This is a genomic window from Microvirga sesbaniae (assembly GCF_025460805.1).
GTDB lineage: Bacteria > Pseudomonadota > Alphaproteobacteria > Rhizobiales > Beijerinckiaceae > Microvirga > Microvirga sesbaniae.
On record NZ_JAMXFJ010000023.1, the window covers coordinates 41812 to 58031 of the forward strand.

Below are 16220 nucleotides of genomic sequence, written 5' to 3' on the forward strand. Positions count from 1 at the left end.
TTGGCCGGGCTTGTCCCGGCCATCCCGATCCGGTGAGGCTCTGGGTCTCGAACGATCGGGATCACCGGCACAAGGCCGGTGATGCCGGGGACGGTGGTACGGTCCTGCCACCCTCCCACGTCATGGCCGGCCTTGTGCCGGCCATCCCGATCATGAAAAGCACCGCGCCCCACCGTATCGGGATCACCGACACAACGCCGGTGATGACGGCGGAGAGAGCCTGTCCTCGCTCTCGGGTCTTGTTCGACCCGTGGGTCTCCAGGTTCCAGTGACGGCGAAATAAAGAATTCCAGTGACGGCGAAATAAAGAAAAGGCCGCGCTGACGTCGTCAGCGCGGCCTTTTCCTTGACACGGTCGTGCTCAGGCGCGGGCGAGCCGGCGCTCACGCTTGCGGTCGGCCACCGGCTGGTAGGCGATGCGGGCGTGATGGGTGCAATAGGGCAGGCCGGTGATCGAGCGGGCGCCGCAGAAGCGGAACTCGGGCTTCGTCGGGTCGCCCATGGGCCAGCGGCACATGGACTCGCGCAGATCCATGATCGTCACCCGCTCGGACATGGGAATGGCGACCTCGTCCTCGGCGAACACCACGGGTTCCTCGGCCACGGGCTGCAGCGGGATCGGAGCCAGCACCACGTTGTTATTGTGCGGCTGGGGCGGGATCGGCGCCGGCGCGCTCGGGGCGCGGGTCGCCTTGCGGGGACGGGCGGCCGCCGCAGCGACAGGTTTCGCGTCCTTGGCCCGGCCGGACAGGCCGAGGCGGTGAACCTTGCCGATCACCGCGTTGCGGGTCACGTTGCCAAGCTCGGCGGCGATCTGGCTCGCGCTCAAACCATCGGTCCAGAGCTTCTTGAGAAGCTCGACCCGCTCGTCCGTCCAAGTTCCGCCCGCATCCATCATTTTTAAACTTTCCTCCTTCGCGCCAGGCGTCAAGCTCAGAATCCCGGATGCCTCGCGGACAGGTTTTTGTGTCCGACCGCGTTGCGAGGATCGCTCCTGAGGGTGAATGCCGTGGCACGAATGCTGTACTCGACTACCCCGAAGGTACAGGATGGGTGGACTCGGGCGCAAGAGTCCCCGTTAAGGCCCTGTCGTTTTCCCCAAGGAACTCGCCCGGGCCCGTAACCGGCAAAAATTCCTTGTGATGAGTGACTTCATTTCTCTTGAATTGACAGGGTCCCGCACCTCGTTAGAATCGCTTTCCGTGCCGCCCCCGTTGGGGCGGCGCTTTCTTTTTCGGGCCCGGGTGCGACCTTGGGCCTCTCTTCAGGCGGAGACAACCCGTGACATCGCCATTGCTGCCGACTTTTGCCCGCGCCGAGCTTTCCTTCGAGAAGGGAGAGGGCCCCTGGCTCTACGGCCGAGATGGCGAGCGATACCTGGATTTCGGCGCCGGCATCGCGGTGAATGCCCTCGGCCATGCGCATCCGCACCTGGTCAAGGCCCTGTCCGAGCAGGCGGCCAGGATCTGGCACAGCTCCAACCTGTTCCAGATCCCCGAGGGCGAGCGTCTGGCCAAGCGTCTCGTCGACTCCACCTTCGCGGATTACGTGTTCTTCACCAATTCCGGCGCCGAGGCGAACGAGGCCGCGATCAAGATGGCGCGCCGCTATCACTACGTGAACGGGAACGCCGAGCGCTTCCACATCGTGACCTTCGAGGGCGCCTTCCACGGCCGCACCCTCGGCACGATCGCGGCCGGCGGCCAGGCGAAGTATCTGGAGGGCTTCGGCCCCAAGGTGCAGGGCTTCGACCAGGTGCCGCCCGAGGATCTCGAGGCCCTCAAGGCGGTGATCGGCCCGCAGACCGCAGCCCTCATGATCGAGCCGATCCAGGGCGAGGGCGGCGTCAGGACCGTGTCGGCCTCCTTCCTGCGCGAGCTGCGCGCCCTGTGCGACAGCCAGGGCCTGCTCCTGATCTTCGACGAGATCCAGACCGGCGTCGGCCGCACGGGCAAGCTCTTCGCCTACGAGTGGAGCGGCGTGACCCCCGACATCATGACGGTGGCCAAGGGCATCGGCGGCGGTTTCCCGCTGGGCGCGTGCCTCGCCACCGCGGAGGCCGGCAAGGGCCTGACGCTGGGCACCCACGGCACCACCTTCGGGGGCAACCCGCTCGCCATGGCGGTCGGCAACGCCGTGCTCGACGTGATCCTCGAACCCGGCTTCCTCGAGGGAGTCGAGCGCAAGGGCCTGCTGCTCAAGCAGCGCCTCGCCGAGCTGAAGGACCGCCATCCCAGCGTCATCGCCGAGGTGAGGGGCCAGGGCCTGATGATGGGCCTGCGCACCGTCGTGCCCAACACGGATTTCGTCAGCGCCGCCCGCGACCAGAAGCTCATCGTGATCGGGGCCGGGGACAACGTCGTCCGTCTCCTGCCGCCGCTGATCATCACCGAGGCCGATCTCGGAGAGGCTATCAATCGTCTCGATGCCGCCTGCGCGGCCATCGAGCTTAAGCAGAAAGCCGCCGCCCAGCCGGGAGCCGTTCAATGAAGACCCGTCACTTCCTCGATCTCAGCGACTTTTCCGGCGCCGAGATCCGGCACCTCCTCCAGATCGGACTGGACATCAAGGCTAAGCGCCGGCGGGGCGAGAAGGCCAAGGACCGCCCGCTCGAAGGCAAGGTCCTGGCGATGGTGTTCGACAAGCCGTCCACCCGCACCCGCGTGTCCTTCGACGTGGGCATGCGCGAGCTTGGCGGCGAGACCCTCATGCTCACGGGCAAGGAGATGCAGCTCGGCCGCGGCGAGAGCATCGCCGATACGGCCCGGGTCCTCTCGCGCTACGTGGACGCCATCATGATCCGCACCCTGGACCATGCCATGGTGACGGAGCTGGCCCAGTACGCGTCGATCCCGGTGATCAACGGCCTGACCAAGATGACGCATCCGTGCCAGATCCTGGCCGACATCATGACCTTCGAGGAGCATCGCGGCTCCATCGAAGGCAAGACGGTCGCCTGGACGGGCGATTCCAACAACGTGCTCGCCTCGTGGATCCACGCGGCCGCCCGTCTCGATTTCACCCTGAACATCGCGTCCCCGCCGGAACTTGCTCCCCGTCCCGAGCTTTTGTCCTGGGCGAAACGGGAAGGGGCCAAGATCGGCGTGACCACCGATGCCTTCGAAGCCGCCGAGGGAGCCCATGCGGTCGTCACCGATTGCTGGGTGTCCATGGGCGACGACGACGAGTTCCGCCGCCAGAACCTGCTGAAGCCCTATCAGGTCAACGGCAGGCTCATGGGCGTGGCCGACAAGGACGCGATCTTCATGCATTGCCTGCCCGCCCATCGCGGCGAGGAGGTGACGGATGAGGTCATGGACGGTCCGCAATCCGTGGTCTTCGACGAGGCCGAGAACCGGCTTCACGCACAAAAAGGCATCCTGGCATGGTGCCTCGGAGCAGCAAGCGCATGAGTTCAGCCCCGCTCGAAGGAAACGATGACGTCGTCCTGCCTTTCGCCGTCGAGCCTCTCGACGTGCGCGGGCGCGTGGTGCGTCTCGGGGCCTCCATCGACACGATCCTGGCCCGCCACGGCTATCCCGATCTGGTGGCCCGCGTCATCGGCGAGGCGGCTGCCCTGACGGCCATGCTCGGAGCATCCCTCAAGCTCGAGGGACGCTTCCAGTTGCAGACCAAGACGGACGGCATCATCGACATGGTGGTGGTGGACTTCAACGCCCCTGACCGCCTGCGCGCCACGGCCCGCTTCGACAAGGACAGGCTCGAGGCTCTTGGTGGCGCATCGCCCGGAAGCGGCGAACTCCTTGGCTCCGGCTACCTCGCCATGACCATCGATCAGGGCTCCGAGCGCAGCCGCTATCAGGGTGTCGTCGCGCTCGACGGTCAGGGGTTCGAGGAGGCGGCCCACCAGTATTTCCGCCAGTCCGAGCAGATCCCGACCCAGGTGCGCCTGGCCGTGGCCGAGCAGTTCGAGAACGGCCGCCACACCTATCGCGCCGGCGGGCTGATGATCCAGTTCCTGCCGTCATCCCCGGACCGTCTGCGGCAGGCCGACCTGCATCCCGGAGACATCCCCGAGGGTCATCCGTCGAACGATCTGGCAGCGCCTTCGGAAGACGATGCCTGGCTCGAAGCCAAATCCCTGGTCGGCACGGTCGAGGACCATGAACTGGTCGATCCGACCGTGTCCAGCGAGACGCTGCTCTACCGCCTGTTCCATGAGCGGGGCGTGCGCGTCTTCGAGGGCCAGCACGTCCATGAGGAATGCACCTGCTCGCACGAGCGCATCATGGGCATGATGCGCCGCTTCTCCCCCGAGGACCGCCGCGACATGGTCGGCGACAACGGCCGCATCGGCATCACCTGCGAGTTCTGCTCGCGCTTCTACGATCTCGATCCGGCCGAGGTCGAAGCGGAGATCGCGAAGTCTGAGGCTTGATGTCGTCTTTCGTCATCACCGGCCTTGGGCCGGTGATTCCGATACGGTGGGGCGCCGCGCTCAAGACAATCGGGATGGCCGGGACAGGCCCGGCCATGACGTGAGAGGGCCTCAGGAATTGGCGCAGGTCGCCGCAAGCCGCCGCATGAAGGCGAGCCCGGCCTCGAGCTGGTCGAGCGTGATGTACTCGTCCGGCTGGTGCGCCTGATTGATGGAGCCTGGACCGCAGACGACGGTCGCAATGCCCGCAGCCTGGTAATGACCCGCTTCCGTGCCGAAGGGCACGGTTTGGGTGTGGTTCTTGCCCGCAAGGCGCAGGGCCAGGACTTCCGCGGCCGAGCCCGGATCCGGCGCGAGGCCCGGCACGTCGGCATGCAGGATCGTCTCGATCCGCCCGAACTCGCCGAAGCGGTTGAGGCGCTTCAGGGCGACCTCCTCGACGAACCGGTTGAGGCGATCCGGGATCTCCTGCGGGTCGAGGCTCGGCAGCCCGCGGAACTCCCAGTGGAAGGTGCAGGTCTTCGACAGGATGTTGCGCGCCGTTCCCCCCGAGATCGTGCCCACATGCACCGTCGTGTAGGGCGGGTCGAACCGCCCGCTGGCGTCGCCGCGCTCCATCATGTCGTCGCCGATGCGGTTGAGCTCGGCGATCAGTTCGGCCGCCGTCATCACCGCGCTGGCGCCGAGATACGGCTTCGACGAATGGGCCTCGAACCCGTGCACCGTGGTGGAAAAGGTGACCACGCTCTTGTGCGCGTCCGCCACCTCCAGCATCGTCGGCTCGCCGACGATCACGGCCTTCGGCGCGGGGAGGTCATGTCCGAGCCGACGGATCGTATCGACGACGCCGAGGCACGTCGTCTCCTCGTCATAGGAGAGCATGATGTGGATCGGCGTCGTGAGGCCGGCGGCCTGGAATTCCGGCACCATCGCGAGCGCCAGCGCGACGAAGGCCTTCATGTCGACCGCACCACGGCCATAGGCGCGCCCGTTCTCGACCCGGAGCGTGAAGGGATCGGACGTCCAGGCTTGGCCCGTGACCGGCACCACGTCGGTGTGGCCCGACAGCACGATCCCGCCCCGGTCCCGCGGACCGACCGTCGCGTAGATCGCCGCCTTGTCGCCGGTCTCGTTGGGCACCCGCAGATAGGGCACGTTCCAGCTCTGCAGATAGCTTTCGACGAACGCGATCAAGGGCAGGTTCGAATTGGAGCTGACGGTATCGAATGAGACCAGCTTCGCCAGCATCTCGAGCGGCGTCAGCCGTTGGCCATGGGACGGCATGGGATCCTCAGGTAATCGTATCAGGACTTTGCGGACTAGAGCGGCCATGGTGGTAATCGCCGCAGGTTCCGCCGTCAATTTTTCGAGGAAATGGCGCTTTGAAATTCTGTTTCAGGGTTGCATGAGCCGACATCTGTGAAATATAATAACATAAAAGGGGCATATCATGACCAGTGTACCGGACAGCGCACTCACGACTCTCGCCAATGGCTCTTACCTTTCCGTCTGGACCGCGGACTCAAACGCCGTCTGGGGCCAGATCAGCAACGCCCGAACCTCGGCGAAAGGCCCAGTCTTTTCCGTTGCCCCTGCTAAAGCGGCGACAGTGTCGCACCTGTCGGCGACAGAACTCAGCAACGGCCGTTTCGTCGTCGTTTGGGAAGAGACCGACGGTGCGGGCAAGCACACCATTCAAGCCCGTCTCTTCGGACGAGATTCAGCGGCGGTTTCGGACACTTTCGAGATCGGCGCGAGTTCCGCGAACAGGACCTCACCAAACGTCATTGCAGATGCTTCAGGCGGTTTCTCCGTCGTCGCAGGCGATGGCAATGGCGTGACGAGAGTGAACGTCAATGCCGCTGGATTGCAGTCCGCCCCGAAAGTGCTGATGGACGAGGGTCTTAGTCCGTCTGTTGCGATTTTGCGGGACGGTAGCGTCATGACGGTTGCCGCCAGTGCCGCCGACGGAGGGGGCTACGAGATCATCGGCGTCGCTCAAGGGGCGGATGGCCCGATCACGATGTCGAAGGTGCTGGCTATCCGGAACGAGCCGTGGGTTCCTCATCCGACAGTCGCCGGGCTTGCCAACGGCACGTTCGTCGTGTCGTGGGAAGGTGAGGTGGATGGGAAGCAGAGCGTCCTTATTCAGGCCTATGAGAGTGGCGGCATTATTCTCGGCAGAGCGTCGAACTTTACCCCGACGTCGGCGGACCAGACATTCTCTTCTCCTGTCTTGCAAATGTTGCCGGGCGGCGGTTACGCCTACGCTTTCTCCGGCGGGAAGGCAGGAAACATGGACGTGTTTCTGGGTTTCGCTCGGAGCGAGTTCTCATTCCTATCCGCCGATCAAGTCGACGCAGGAGCTTTAGGCAGTCAGGGTGATCCGTCTCTCGCGTTGTTGCGGGACGGTCGCCACGTCCTCACATGGATCGAGCAGAGTGCTTCCGGATCTTCCATAAGATCGAAAATTCTGGACGAACGCACGGCTGCGATCAACATCACGGGCACCGATGGGAATGACGATTATCTTGGAACGACATTCGGCGACACGCTGACCGGCGGCTCGGGGGACGATTATCTCGAGGGCAATGGTGGGGCCGATATTCTTGATGGGGGAGCCGGCGCCGACATGATGGTTGGTGGCGGCGGCTTCGGGACGGGCAACAACACGACCTATTATGTCGACAACGTTTCCGACAAATGCATCGAGACTGCGGATGGAGGGACTGACAGGATCGTGACGTCCGTCAGCTGGACCCTCGGCGGCTACACGGAAAATCTGACGGCCGTCGGATCCGATGCGCTTGCTCTGACCGGCAACAGCCTGGCAAATGTCATCGTCGGAAACAGCGGAAACAATCTCATCAAGGGCGGAGCCGGCGCGGACACGCTCAGTGGCGGCGCCGAAAGCGACACTTTCGTTTTTGCCACCAAGCCCGACAAGAAGTCTAATCTGGACAAGATCACGGACTTCACTGTGAAGACCGACAGGATCTGGCTCGAGAACAAGGTCTTTACAAAGCTCGGAAAGAAGGGCTCAGAGGCCAGCCCCGCGAAGCTGAACAAGGCATTCTTCAAGCTCGGCGACAAGGCCAAGGACACGAACGATTATCTGATCTACAACAAGAAAACCGGTGTTCTCCTGTACGATGCCGACGGTTCCGGAGCCAAGTACAAGGCTGTGGAGATCGCGTCTCTCAAGACGAACCTCAAAATGGTGGCCGCCGACTTTCTCGTCATTTGACGGAGGGCAGGGATGAAGCATCGGTCGGAGCCGTCCGGCTTTCGCCTGCGCTTGGTATCGCGAGGCTAAAGCATCGGACCCAAAAGTGGACTTGCACTTTTGGGATCCATCCGATGCTTTCTTCTTGAATGAGAGCATCGGTCAGAACGGACCCAGCGGGTCACTGGCGTGGCCCATTCGGGTCGCTGACGCGGCCCTCTGGGTCCGTCCGATGCTCTAATGCAGCACGCGCTTGGTGCGGGGGATATCGAGCGAGAAGGCGGGGATTTCGGCCTCGAAGGTTTCACCGGCGGCGGTTTCCATCAGGTAGGTGCCCTGCATGGTGCCGCTCGGCGTCGGCAGGGGGCATCCGCTGGTATAGCTGAAGCTCTCCCCGGGACCCAGCACAGGCTCCTCGCCGACCACGCCGGCGCCGCGCACCTCCTGGACCTGACCGTGCTCGTCGGTGATCCGCCAGTGGCGGGCGCGGAGCTGGACCCGCTCCAGGCCCGTGTTGATGATCTCGACCGTATAGGCGAAGAAATAGCGGCCCTGCTCAGGAGAGGATTCTTCCGGCATGTAGCGGGGCGTCACCGTCACAGAGATGCCGCGGGTCACGGCTTTGTACATGAGCTTGCCTCACGCCTGTCGCAGAATTCCATGAGGTTCTGGTACGGCGGCCTTCGGGGCCCGTCAATCGACCCGGCGGGGAACGGACCCCGCGTTTTCACCGGGATATCCCCAAGGCGCCGAAAGCCATTGAGAATTCTTCAGCAATCCTTACAGATATTGCCAGGCTCAACATTCAATTGAGGGCAGGCCCCTCGGAAGACGGACATGGTTGCGTTGAAGGACGGGATCCAATCGGCTGATGCCATCATGCGCTTGGCCGAGGCAGGGGCCATCAAACCGGAGACACCCTTCGCGTCCGACCAGGTCCAGCCGGCGAGCCTCGATCTCAGGCTCGGGCGCCGGGCCTACCGGGTGCGCGCCAGCTTCCTGCCGGGGCGCAACCATACGGTCCAGGATCGGCTCGACCAGCTGAGCTTTCACGAGATCGACCTGAGCAAGGGGGCGATCCTGGAGACCGGGAGCGTCTATATCGCCGAGCTGCAGGAAGAGCTGGCCCTGCCGGAAGACCTCTCGGCCGCCGCGAACCCCAAAAGCTCGACCGGCCGCATCGACGTGTTCACCCGCGTGATCACCGACCGGAGCCAGGAATTCGACACCATCGGGGCCGGCTATCGCGGCCGCCTCTTCGCCGAGATCTCGCCGCGGACCTTCCCCGTGCTGGTCAGGACCGGCACGCGGCTGTCGCAGCTGCGCCTGCGCAAGGGCGACGTGCGCCTGAGCGATGCCGAACTCCTGGCCGTCCATGAGCGGGAGCGGGTCGTGACCTCGACCGAGCCGTCGATCCAGGACGGGGTCGCCGTCAGCGTGGACCTCGCCGGCTTCGGTCGCGACAACCTCGTCGGCTACCGGGCCAAGCGCCATACGGGCCTGGTCGACGTGGACAAGCCCGGCTCCTGCCGCATCGCGGACTTCTGGGAGCCGCTCTATGCCGATTCCAGCCGGACCCTGATCCTGGATCCCGGCCAGTTCTATATCCTGGCCTCCAAGGAAGCGGTGCATGTGCCGCCGGATTACGCCGCCGAGATGGTGCCCTTCGACCCTCTGGTGGGCGAGTTCCGGGTGCATTACGCGGGCTTCTTCGACCCGGGCTTCGGCCACGCCGAAGCGGGAGGGGAGGGAGCCCGCGCGGTGCTCGAGGTCCGATCCCGCGACGTTCCGTTCATTCTGGAGGACGGTCAGATCGTCGGACGGCTCGTCTATGAGCGCATGGCCGAGCGTCCCAAGGTCCTCTACGGCGCAGGCGCCGGGTCGAACTACCAGGCGCAGGGCCTGAAGCTGTCGAAGCATTTCCGCTGATCTTCGCCGGAACTCCGGCCGACCCCCTTGCCGGATCGACGCAAGGCCGGATATGAATAGGGGAGCGCGGGCGTAGTTCAGAGGTAGAACGTCAGCTTCCCAAGCTGAATGTCGTGGGTTCGATTCCCATCGCCCGCTCCACCTAAACCATTGGTGGATAAGGCTTTCAACGTTCTGCCGCTGATCTCGCGTTCCCCAAGGTTTGTTCAGGCCCCGTTCTTCGCGATGTGACGTGAGCCCTGAGGATCCTCCGCTCAGAGCTGGAGTCCGCTGGTTGATCGATGCCCGTTGTTGGCGGTCAGAGCAACTGGAAGAGCCACTCCTTCCGATTGCAGTCCACGGGAGGCAATGGTGGTATCCAGCTCCCGCGTGACCCGCAGGCCTGAGAGCGAGGGATCGGCCACGAGCCCGAGGCACTCGCGGGTCAAGTCATCAACCCCGCCAGAACACGACAGCGGCGCCCATCGGCAAAGGCATCGCTGAGGAAATCCAGGCTCCAGCGCTGGTTGGGCCCGCCGGGCAGCAGGATGGGAGTGCGCGTCCCCAGGGTCCGCTTGCGGCCGCCCCGGCGTTTGACCTGCAGTCTCTCCTCGCGATAGATCGGCCGAAAACGGCTGACAAATTGCTGGGGACCGCTATTGTCCGTCCAAGGCCTCCGCGATGCGGAGCCGTTCACATGTCCTGGAGCCTGAATGACCGCAGGTCGTTCCGGCGAGGTAAGCCCGATCATGTCGACGACGTCGCGAGCGAGCATCAACGCAGTGCTCGAAACCGCTGTGCCCGTGGCTGCTGCCGAGGAAGTGAGGGCGATTGCACTTCGGCATTTCGGCATCCGCGGCGAGCCGACCCGGCTGCCGGGCGAGCGGGACAGCAACTTCCACATCAGGACGGAGGATGGCGATCACTTCCTCCTGAGGATCAGCAATCCTGTCGAAGACCGTCAGGTGACGGATTTCCAGACCAAGCTTCTGCTGCACATCGAGCAGACCGATCCCGGGCTGCCCGTGCCGCGCATTGTCCGATCCGTCGAAGGCAGGCCCGAAATCGTCCTCACGCTTCCGGGGCAACCGCCGAGCGTCGTGCGCCTCTATACTTTTATGCAGGGGGAACCCCTGCATAAAACGCCGCCCAGCCGATGCCAGCGGTGGAACATGGGCGGAGTGCTCGCCCGGATCGATCTCGCCATGCGGGAGTTCCAGCATCCCGCTTCCAACCACGAGCTGATGTGGGACATGAAGCATGCCCACCGTCTGCGTCCCCTTCTGGTGCATGTCGAGGATCTGCGGCGGCGTGCTCTGGTAGAGCGGTTCCTCGACAGGTTCGAGCAATTCGTGCTGCCGGCCATGCCGAACCTGCGCACGCAGGTCATTCACAACGACCTGAACCCGCACAACGTGCTCGTGGCGGAACGCGATCATGACCATGTGACCGGCGTGATCGACTTCGGCGATGCGGTGCTGGCCCCTCTCGTGAACGATCCTGCGGTCGCCGCGGCCTATCGGAATGCGGATGCCGGGCATCCGCTTGAAACAGTCTCCGAGTTCATTGGCGGATACCATGCCGTCCTTCCGCTCGACGACGCCGAGTTCGAGATCCTATTCGACCTCGTGGCGACCCGCATGATACTGACGGTGCTGATCACCAGCTGGCGCGCCGCCATCCAGCCGGAGAACCGCGAATACATCCTGCGCAACGCGCCGTCGGCCTGGGCCGGGTTGGAGCGCTTCGCCGCCTTGGACCGCGCGGAAGCGCACGCCTATCTTCGTCGAAACAGCCGTCCGGAGTGACCGATGTCCATGATCAACGCCTATGACCCCGCCAAGGGGGCCGATGTGGCCGTACGCGAGCAGGAGATGATCGCCCGTCGCCAGCGCTTGCTTGGGCCGGCCTACCGGCTGTTCTATGCTAACCCGGTCCATGTGGTGCGCGGAGAGGGCGTGTGGCTGTATGATCCCGATGGCCGGGCTTATCTCGATGTCTACAACAATGTGGCGTCCGTCGGTCATTGCCACCCACGCGTCGTGGCCGCGCTGTCCAGGCAGGCGTCTATCCTCAACACGCATACCCGCTACCTCCACGACATGGTTCTCGACTATGCCGAGAAGCTTCTCGGCTATTTTCCCATCAAGAACCCGCAGGTGATGTTCACGTGCACCGGCAGCGAGGCGAACGATCTGGCCTTGCGGGTGGCGAAGACTCACACGGGCGGCACTGGGGTCGTCATCACCGACTTCGCCTATCACGGGGTCACGAGCGTTATCGCCGAGATGTCGCCCTCGCTCGGCGCCGGGATGCGCCTGGGAGATCACGTGCGCACCGTGCCGGCGCCGGACCATTATCGGTCGAACGGGCAGGATGTGGGCGCGGCCTTTGCGCAGCATGTTCGCGCCGTGATCGACGACATGAGGGCTCATGGCATCAAGCCCGCCGCGCTGATCGTCGACACGATCTTCTCGAGCGACGGCGTGTTCTCGGATCCGGCAGGCTTCCTGAAGCCGGCGGTCGAGGAGATCCGCAAAGCCGGCGGAATTTTCATCGCGGACGAGGTCCAGCCCGGCTTCGGCCGCACGGGCGACGCCATGTGGGGGTTCCAGCGCCATGGGGTGGTGCCCGATATCGTGACCCTCGGAAAGCCCATGGGCAACGGTCATCCCGTGGCCGGCATGGTGGCGAAACCTGAGATACTCGCCGAGTTCGGGAAGCGCGTGCGCTATTTCAACACCTTCGGCGGCAACCCCGTCTCCTCGGCGGTCGGCATCGCCGTGTTGGAGGCCATCGAACAGGAGGGACTGGTGGAGAATGCCCGCAGCGTGGGCGCCTATCTCCGGCAGGGCCTTCAGGACTTGGCGAACCGCCACCCGATCATCGGCGACGTGCGCGGGGCCGGTCTGTTCGTCGGCGTGGAATTGGTGCGGGATCGCGCCACGAAGGAGCCCGCCACGCAGGAGACGGCGGCCCTGGTGAACGGCCTACGCGAGCGGCGGGTGCTCATCAGCGCGACGGGACGTGCCGCGAACGGCCTGAAGATCCGCCCGCCGCTGGTCTTCTCGAAGGCGAACGCCGACCACTTCCTCTCGGCCATGGAGCAGACGCTCGAGCAAATGGCACTCTAGAGCATCGGACGTGAAAAGTGGATTCCACTTTTGGGATTGGATCCGATGCTCAACTCTTGGCTGGCGCATCGCTGACTGCGAAAAACCGGGCCCATTTTTTCGCACGATGCTCTAACGGAACCGATGGTGCAGCAGGCAGATAAACGATCGGCGACCGGCGGCAGGGCCGGTCGCCGCATGTACGATCAGACCGGTCCGTTCTTCAGGAGTTGCTCGCGGCCCAGGCGGAAGGCGGCCGCGCGGCGATGCCCTTCGAGGCCTTCGCTCTCGCTCTGGCGACAGGCAGGCGGCGCAACGGCCGCGACGCCGCGCTCGTCGAGCCATTGGTGGGTGCAAACCTTCACGTAGGAGCCGACCCAGAGGCCGCCCGTGTAGCGGCCGGCCCCCATGGTCGGCAGCGTGTGGTTGGTGCCGCAGCATTTGTCCGAATAAACCACACTGGAGAGTGGCCCGATGAACAGCGAGCCGTAGTTGCGCAGCTTTTTGGCGGTCGCATGCGGATCGCGCGTGTGCACCTGCAGGTGCTCGGCCGCGATAAAGTCCGAATAGGCGGTCATCGCCTCCTCGTCGGCGCAGACGGCGATCTCGCCGTAGTCGCGCCAGGCAGGGCCGGCAACATTCGCGGTGGAAAGGTTCTGAAGCTGGCGCTCGACTTGTGCGAGAGTGGCCTCGGCCAGTTCCCGGCTCGTGGTGATGAGGCCCACGCGCGTGCGGATGTCGTGCTCGGCCTGCGCCAGAAGGTCCACGGCGATCATTTCCGGATCGCCTGTCTCGTCGGCCAAAACGAAGATTTCGCTCGGCCCGGCGAGCTGGTCGATGCCCACGGGGCCGAACACTTGGCGCTTCGCCTCGTTGACGAAGGCGTTGCCGGGGCCGACGATCTTGTCGACGGCTGGCACCGTCTCCGTGCCATAGGCCATCGCGGCAATCGCCTGCGCACCGCCGATGCGGAAGATCCGGTCGGCGCCCGAGAGATGGCAGCCGGCGATCATGGCCGGGTGGGCCGTCGGCGGAAGGCAGGCGATGACCTCCTCGCATCCGGCGACTTTGGCGGGCACGATCGTCATGATCGGAGCGGACAGGAGCGGATAACGCCCGCCGGGCACGTAGGCGCCGACGGTTTTGATCGGGATCACGCGGTGCCCCAGATTGAGGCCGGGCAGGGCTTCGATCTCCAGGGGCAGGATGGTGCCGAGCTGCGCCTGGGCGAAGGCGCGGACGCGCTCGATGGCGAACTCCGTGTCCTGCCGGGTCTGCGGATCGAGGTTGCGCACGGCCTCGGCGCGCTCCTCGTCGGTGACTTCGAAAGCGGCCACATCCACCTTGTCGAACGCGTTGCCGTATTCCCGCACGGCCGCGTCCCCGCGCGTCCGCACGGCGCCGATGATGTCACGCACGGTGGCTTCGATCGCGCGATTGTCCGTATCGGCGTCGCGCTTCGGGGCTTTGAGATGTGTGACCTTCCCGGTCGGACTCGACATCGATCGTAACATTGTTTGTTCCTTTTGACGGGTCTCGACTCTCAATGATGTCGTGGAGCTTCTCAATTGGCCCCGACCCTCTTGTTCAGTATTCTAACCATGCCTAAGATGGTGGGAATGCAGCCTGCGGCCACGCCGGACTCTCATCGGGTTTGGACGGGGCGAGGCCCTCAGACGAGGAAGGGGTAGGCATGCCGAAGATCGGGACCCGGCTCAGAGAGCTTCGCCGCCGGCGGAACCTCGGAGTTCGTGAGGTGGCCTTGAGATCCGGCATCTCGCATTCCTCGATCTCGCTCATCGAGCGGGACCGCATGAGCCCGTCGGTCGACACGCTCAGCGCCATTCTGGATGCTCTCGGCACCACCCTGACGGGCTTCTTCTCGGACCTGAACTCCGCCGTGCGTCACTCGCCGTTCTACGGGGCCGATGAATGGGTCGAGATCGGCAAGGCGCAGACGATCTCGTACCGCATGTTGGGCATGAACCATCCCAACCGGCAGATCCTGATGCTGCATGAGACCTATGCCGTCGGAGCCGATACGGGAGAGCCGTTCTCCCATTCGGCGCAGGAAGCCGGAACGGTGCTGCACGGTGCCGTCGAGGTCACGGTGGGCGACGAATGCCGCGTGCTCAAGGCGGGCGACGGCTATTATTTCGACAGCCGCATGCCCCACCGTTTCCGGAACGTGGCCAACGAGCCGAGCACCGTTCTCAGCGCCGTCACGCCACCAACCTACTGACCTTCAAACCGACGGAGGCCAACCGGGTCGACGTTCAATATTTTCACCGCGACGGAGCCAAGCCGCTTCCAACTTCGACCGCGGATGTGCTTGCCTGCCGGGGGCGCCAATAACCAGAGAGGGACCCAAACATGACACTCGCCAAGAAACTGACGCTCGCCGCCTGCCTCGCGGCTCTTGTCGCGGGCGCGGCCGTCACATCGGCTCAGGCTCGCGATCTCACCGTCGTGTCCTGGGGCGGCAACTACCAGGACGCGCAGAAGAAGATCTATTTCGAGCCCTTCGCCAAGAAGACCGGCAAGCCCGTTCTCGACGAGAGCTGGGACGGAGGCATCGGCGTGATCGCGGCCAAGATCAAGGCCGGCGTGCCGAACTGGGACGTGGTGCAGGTCGAGTCCGAGGAACTCGCGCTCGGGTGCGCGGACGGCTATTACGAGAAGCTCGACTGGAGCAAGCTCGGTGGCAAGGACGCCTATCTTCCGGCCGCTGTCAACGATTGCGGCGTGGGCGCCATCGTATGGTCGACCGCCCTCAGCTATGACGCGGACCGCCTGAAGCAAGCTCCGCAATCATGGGCCGACTTCTGGGACACCAAGAAGTTCCCCGGCAAGCGCGGCTTCCGCCGTGGCCCGAAATACGCGCTCGAGTTCGCCCTGATGGCCGACGGCGTGCCTCCCGCCGACGTCTATAAGGTGCTGGGCACGCCTGAGGGCATCGATCGCGCGTTCAAGAAGCTCGACGAGTTGAAGCCGAACATCGTCTGGTGGGAATCGGGCGCTCAGCCGCTGCAACTCCTGGCCTCCGGCGAGGTGGTCATGACCACCGCCTATAACGGCCGCATCTCGGGCATCAACAAGACCGAAGGCAAGAACTTCAAGGTCGTGTGGCCGGGCAGCCTCTACGCCATCGACAGCTGGGTGATCATGAAGGGCAGCCCGAACAAGGACGCCGCGATGGACTTCATCGCCTTCGCGAACGTGCCGGAAAACCAGGTGAAGCTGCCGGAATACATCGCCTACGGCCTTCCGAACAAAGCGGCTGCAGCCGCCGTGCCGGCAAACCTGCAGAAGGACCTGCCGACCGCGCCTGAGAACCTGTCTGGCGCGGTGGCGCTCGACGCCGACTTCTGGATCGACAACATCGAGGAGCTTAACAAGCGCTTCAACGCTTGGCTCGCAAAGTAACGGCGAGACAATCCACGCAGACAGGAGCGGGCGACATGCGAGTTTCAGGGGCTCGATGCATCACTCCGCTCCTGGCGCGTAAAATCGGCCACCAAGTCGAGGGGGGGGGGGAAGGCCCCCCCCCGTACCGCCGGGGACGGCCCCTTGC

The 16220-nt window shown here is 64.5% G+C and carries 13 protein-coding genes, 1 tRNA gene and 1 pseudogene; 10 read left to right on the plus strand and 5 right to left on the minus strand.

All coding sequences use genetic code 11. From position 1 onward, the window contains the following. Window positions 1-361: 361 nt before the first annotated feature. Window positions 362-898, minus strand: coding sequence for a GcrA family cell cycle regulator (locus OCW50_RS23920; RefSeq protein WP_262273601.1), 537 nt, complete (start codon window positions 896-898; stop codon window positions 362-364). A 383-nt stretch (window positions 899-1281) separates the two neighbouring features. On the opposite strand from OCW50_RS23920, the gene OCW50_RS23925 reads away from it, so the two are divergent. The 3 genes from OCW50_RS23925 to OCW50_RS23935 are packed head-to-tail and all read left to right on the plus strand — an operon-like array spanning window position 1282 to window position 4399. Then, a complete protein-coding gene (locus tag OCW50_RS23925; protein WP_262273600.1) occupies window positions 1282-2490 on the plus strand; it encodes an aspartate aminotransferase family protein in 1209 nt (402 codons plus the stop codon). Beyond that, window positions 2487-3413, plus strand: a complete 927-nt coding sequence (gene argF / locus OCW50_RS23930) for an ornithine carbamoyltransferase (protein ID WP_262299238.1) — start codon at window positions 2487-2489, stop codon at window positions 3411-3413. The genes OCW50_RS23925 and argF overlap by 4 nt, the downstream gene beginning before the upstream one ends. Then, on the plus strand, window positions 3410-4399 hold the full coding sequence (locus OCW50_RS23935; RefSeq protein ID WP_262273598.1) for an Hsp33 family molecular chaperone: 990 nt from the start codon (window positions 3410-3412) through the stop codon (window positions 4397-4399). Before argF ends, OCW50_RS23935 begins: the two co-directional genes overlap by 4 nt. Window positions 4400-4510: 111 nt before the next feature. Here OCW50_RS23935 and argE read toward each other — a convergent pair whose 3' ends face one another. Next, on the minus strand, window positions 4511-5683 hold the full coding sequence (gene argE, locus OCW50_RS23940; protein ID WP_262299239.1) for an acetylornithine deacetylase: 1173 nt from the start codon (window positions 5681-5683) through the stop codon (window positions 4511-4513). Between the two features lie 166 nt (window positions 5684-5849). Between argE and OCW50_RS23945 the strand changes: the two genes are divergently transcribed. Further along, window positions 5850-7646 (plus strand): calcium-binding protein, encoded by a 1797-nt coding sequence (locus tag OCW50_RS23945; protein WP_262299240.1) that lies wholly within the window; start codon window positions 5850-5852, stop codon window positions 7644-7646. Window positions 7647-7862: 216 nt separating this feature from the next. Here the strand turns inward: OCW50_RS23945 and apaG are convergent, their stop codons facing one another. After that, window positions 7863-8255: a Co2+/Mg2+ efflux facilitator ApaG/CorD gene (gene apaG, locus OCW50_RS23950; RefSeq protein ID WP_262299241.1), complete on the minus strand. Its 393-nt coding sequence runs from the start codon at window positions 8253-8255 to the stop codon at window positions 7863-7865. A 207-nt stretch (window positions 8256-8462) separates the two neighbouring features. Here apaG and OCW50_RS23955 point away from each other — a divergent pair, with 207 nt between their 5' ends. Continuing rightward, a complete protein-coding gene (locus OCW50_RS23955) occupies window positions 8463-9554 on the plus strand; it encodes a 2'-deoxycytidine 5'-triphosphate deaminase (RefSeq protein ID WP_262299242.1) in 1092 nt (363 codons plus the stop codon). Window positions 9555-9620: 66 nt separating this feature from the next. Then, a tRNA-Gly gene (locus tag OCW50_RS23960) sits at window positions 9621-9695 on the plus strand. Between the two features lie 128 nt (window positions 9696-9823). Here the strand turns inward: OCW50_RS23960 and OCW50_RS23965 are convergent. Further along, a pseudogene (locus OCW50_RS23965) lies at window positions 9824-10155 on the minus strand (IS3 family transposase); the annotation flags it as partial. Between the two features lie 91 nt (window positions 10156-10246). Between OCW50_RS23965 and OCW50_RS23970 the strand changes: the two are divergent. Beyond that, window positions 10247-11341, plus strand: a complete 1095-nt coding sequence (locus OCW50_RS23970; RefSeq protein ID WP_262299243.1) for a phosphotransferase — start codon at window positions 10247-10249, stop codon at window positions 11339-11341. Between the two features lie 3 nt (window positions 11342-11344). Next, a complete protein-coding gene (locus tag OCW50_RS23975) occupies window positions 11345-12667 on the plus strand; it encodes an aspartate aminotransferase family protein (protein WP_262299244.1) in 1323 nt (440 codons plus the stop codon). Window positions 12668-12852: 185 nt separating this feature from the next. Here OCW50_RS23975 and hisD read toward each other — a convergent pair whose 3' ends face one another. Further along, on the minus strand, window positions 12853-14160 hold the full coding sequence (hisD, locus tag OCW50_RS23980) for a histidinol dehydrogenase (RefSeq protein WP_262299245.1): 1308 nt from the start codon (window positions 14158-14160) through the stop codon (window positions 12853-12855). A gap of 179 nt (window positions 14161-14339) precedes the next feature. Here hisD and OCW50_RS23985 point away from each other — a divergent pair, with 179 nt between their 5' ends. Further along, window positions 14340-14888: a cupin domain-containing protein gene (locus OCW50_RS23985; protein WP_204241287.1), complete on the plus strand. Its 549-nt coding sequence runs from the start codon at window positions 14340-14342 to the stop codon at window positions 14886-14888. Window positions 14889-15019: 131 nt separating this feature from the next. Beyond that, the gene (locus OCW50_RS23990; protein ID WP_262299246.1) at window positions 15020-16072 is read left to right on the plus strand and encodes an ABC transporter substrate-binding protein; all 1053 of its coding nucleotides are present in this window, start codon (window positions 15020-15022) and stop codon (window positions 16070-16072) included. Window positions 16073-16220 lie beyond the last annotated feature (148 nt).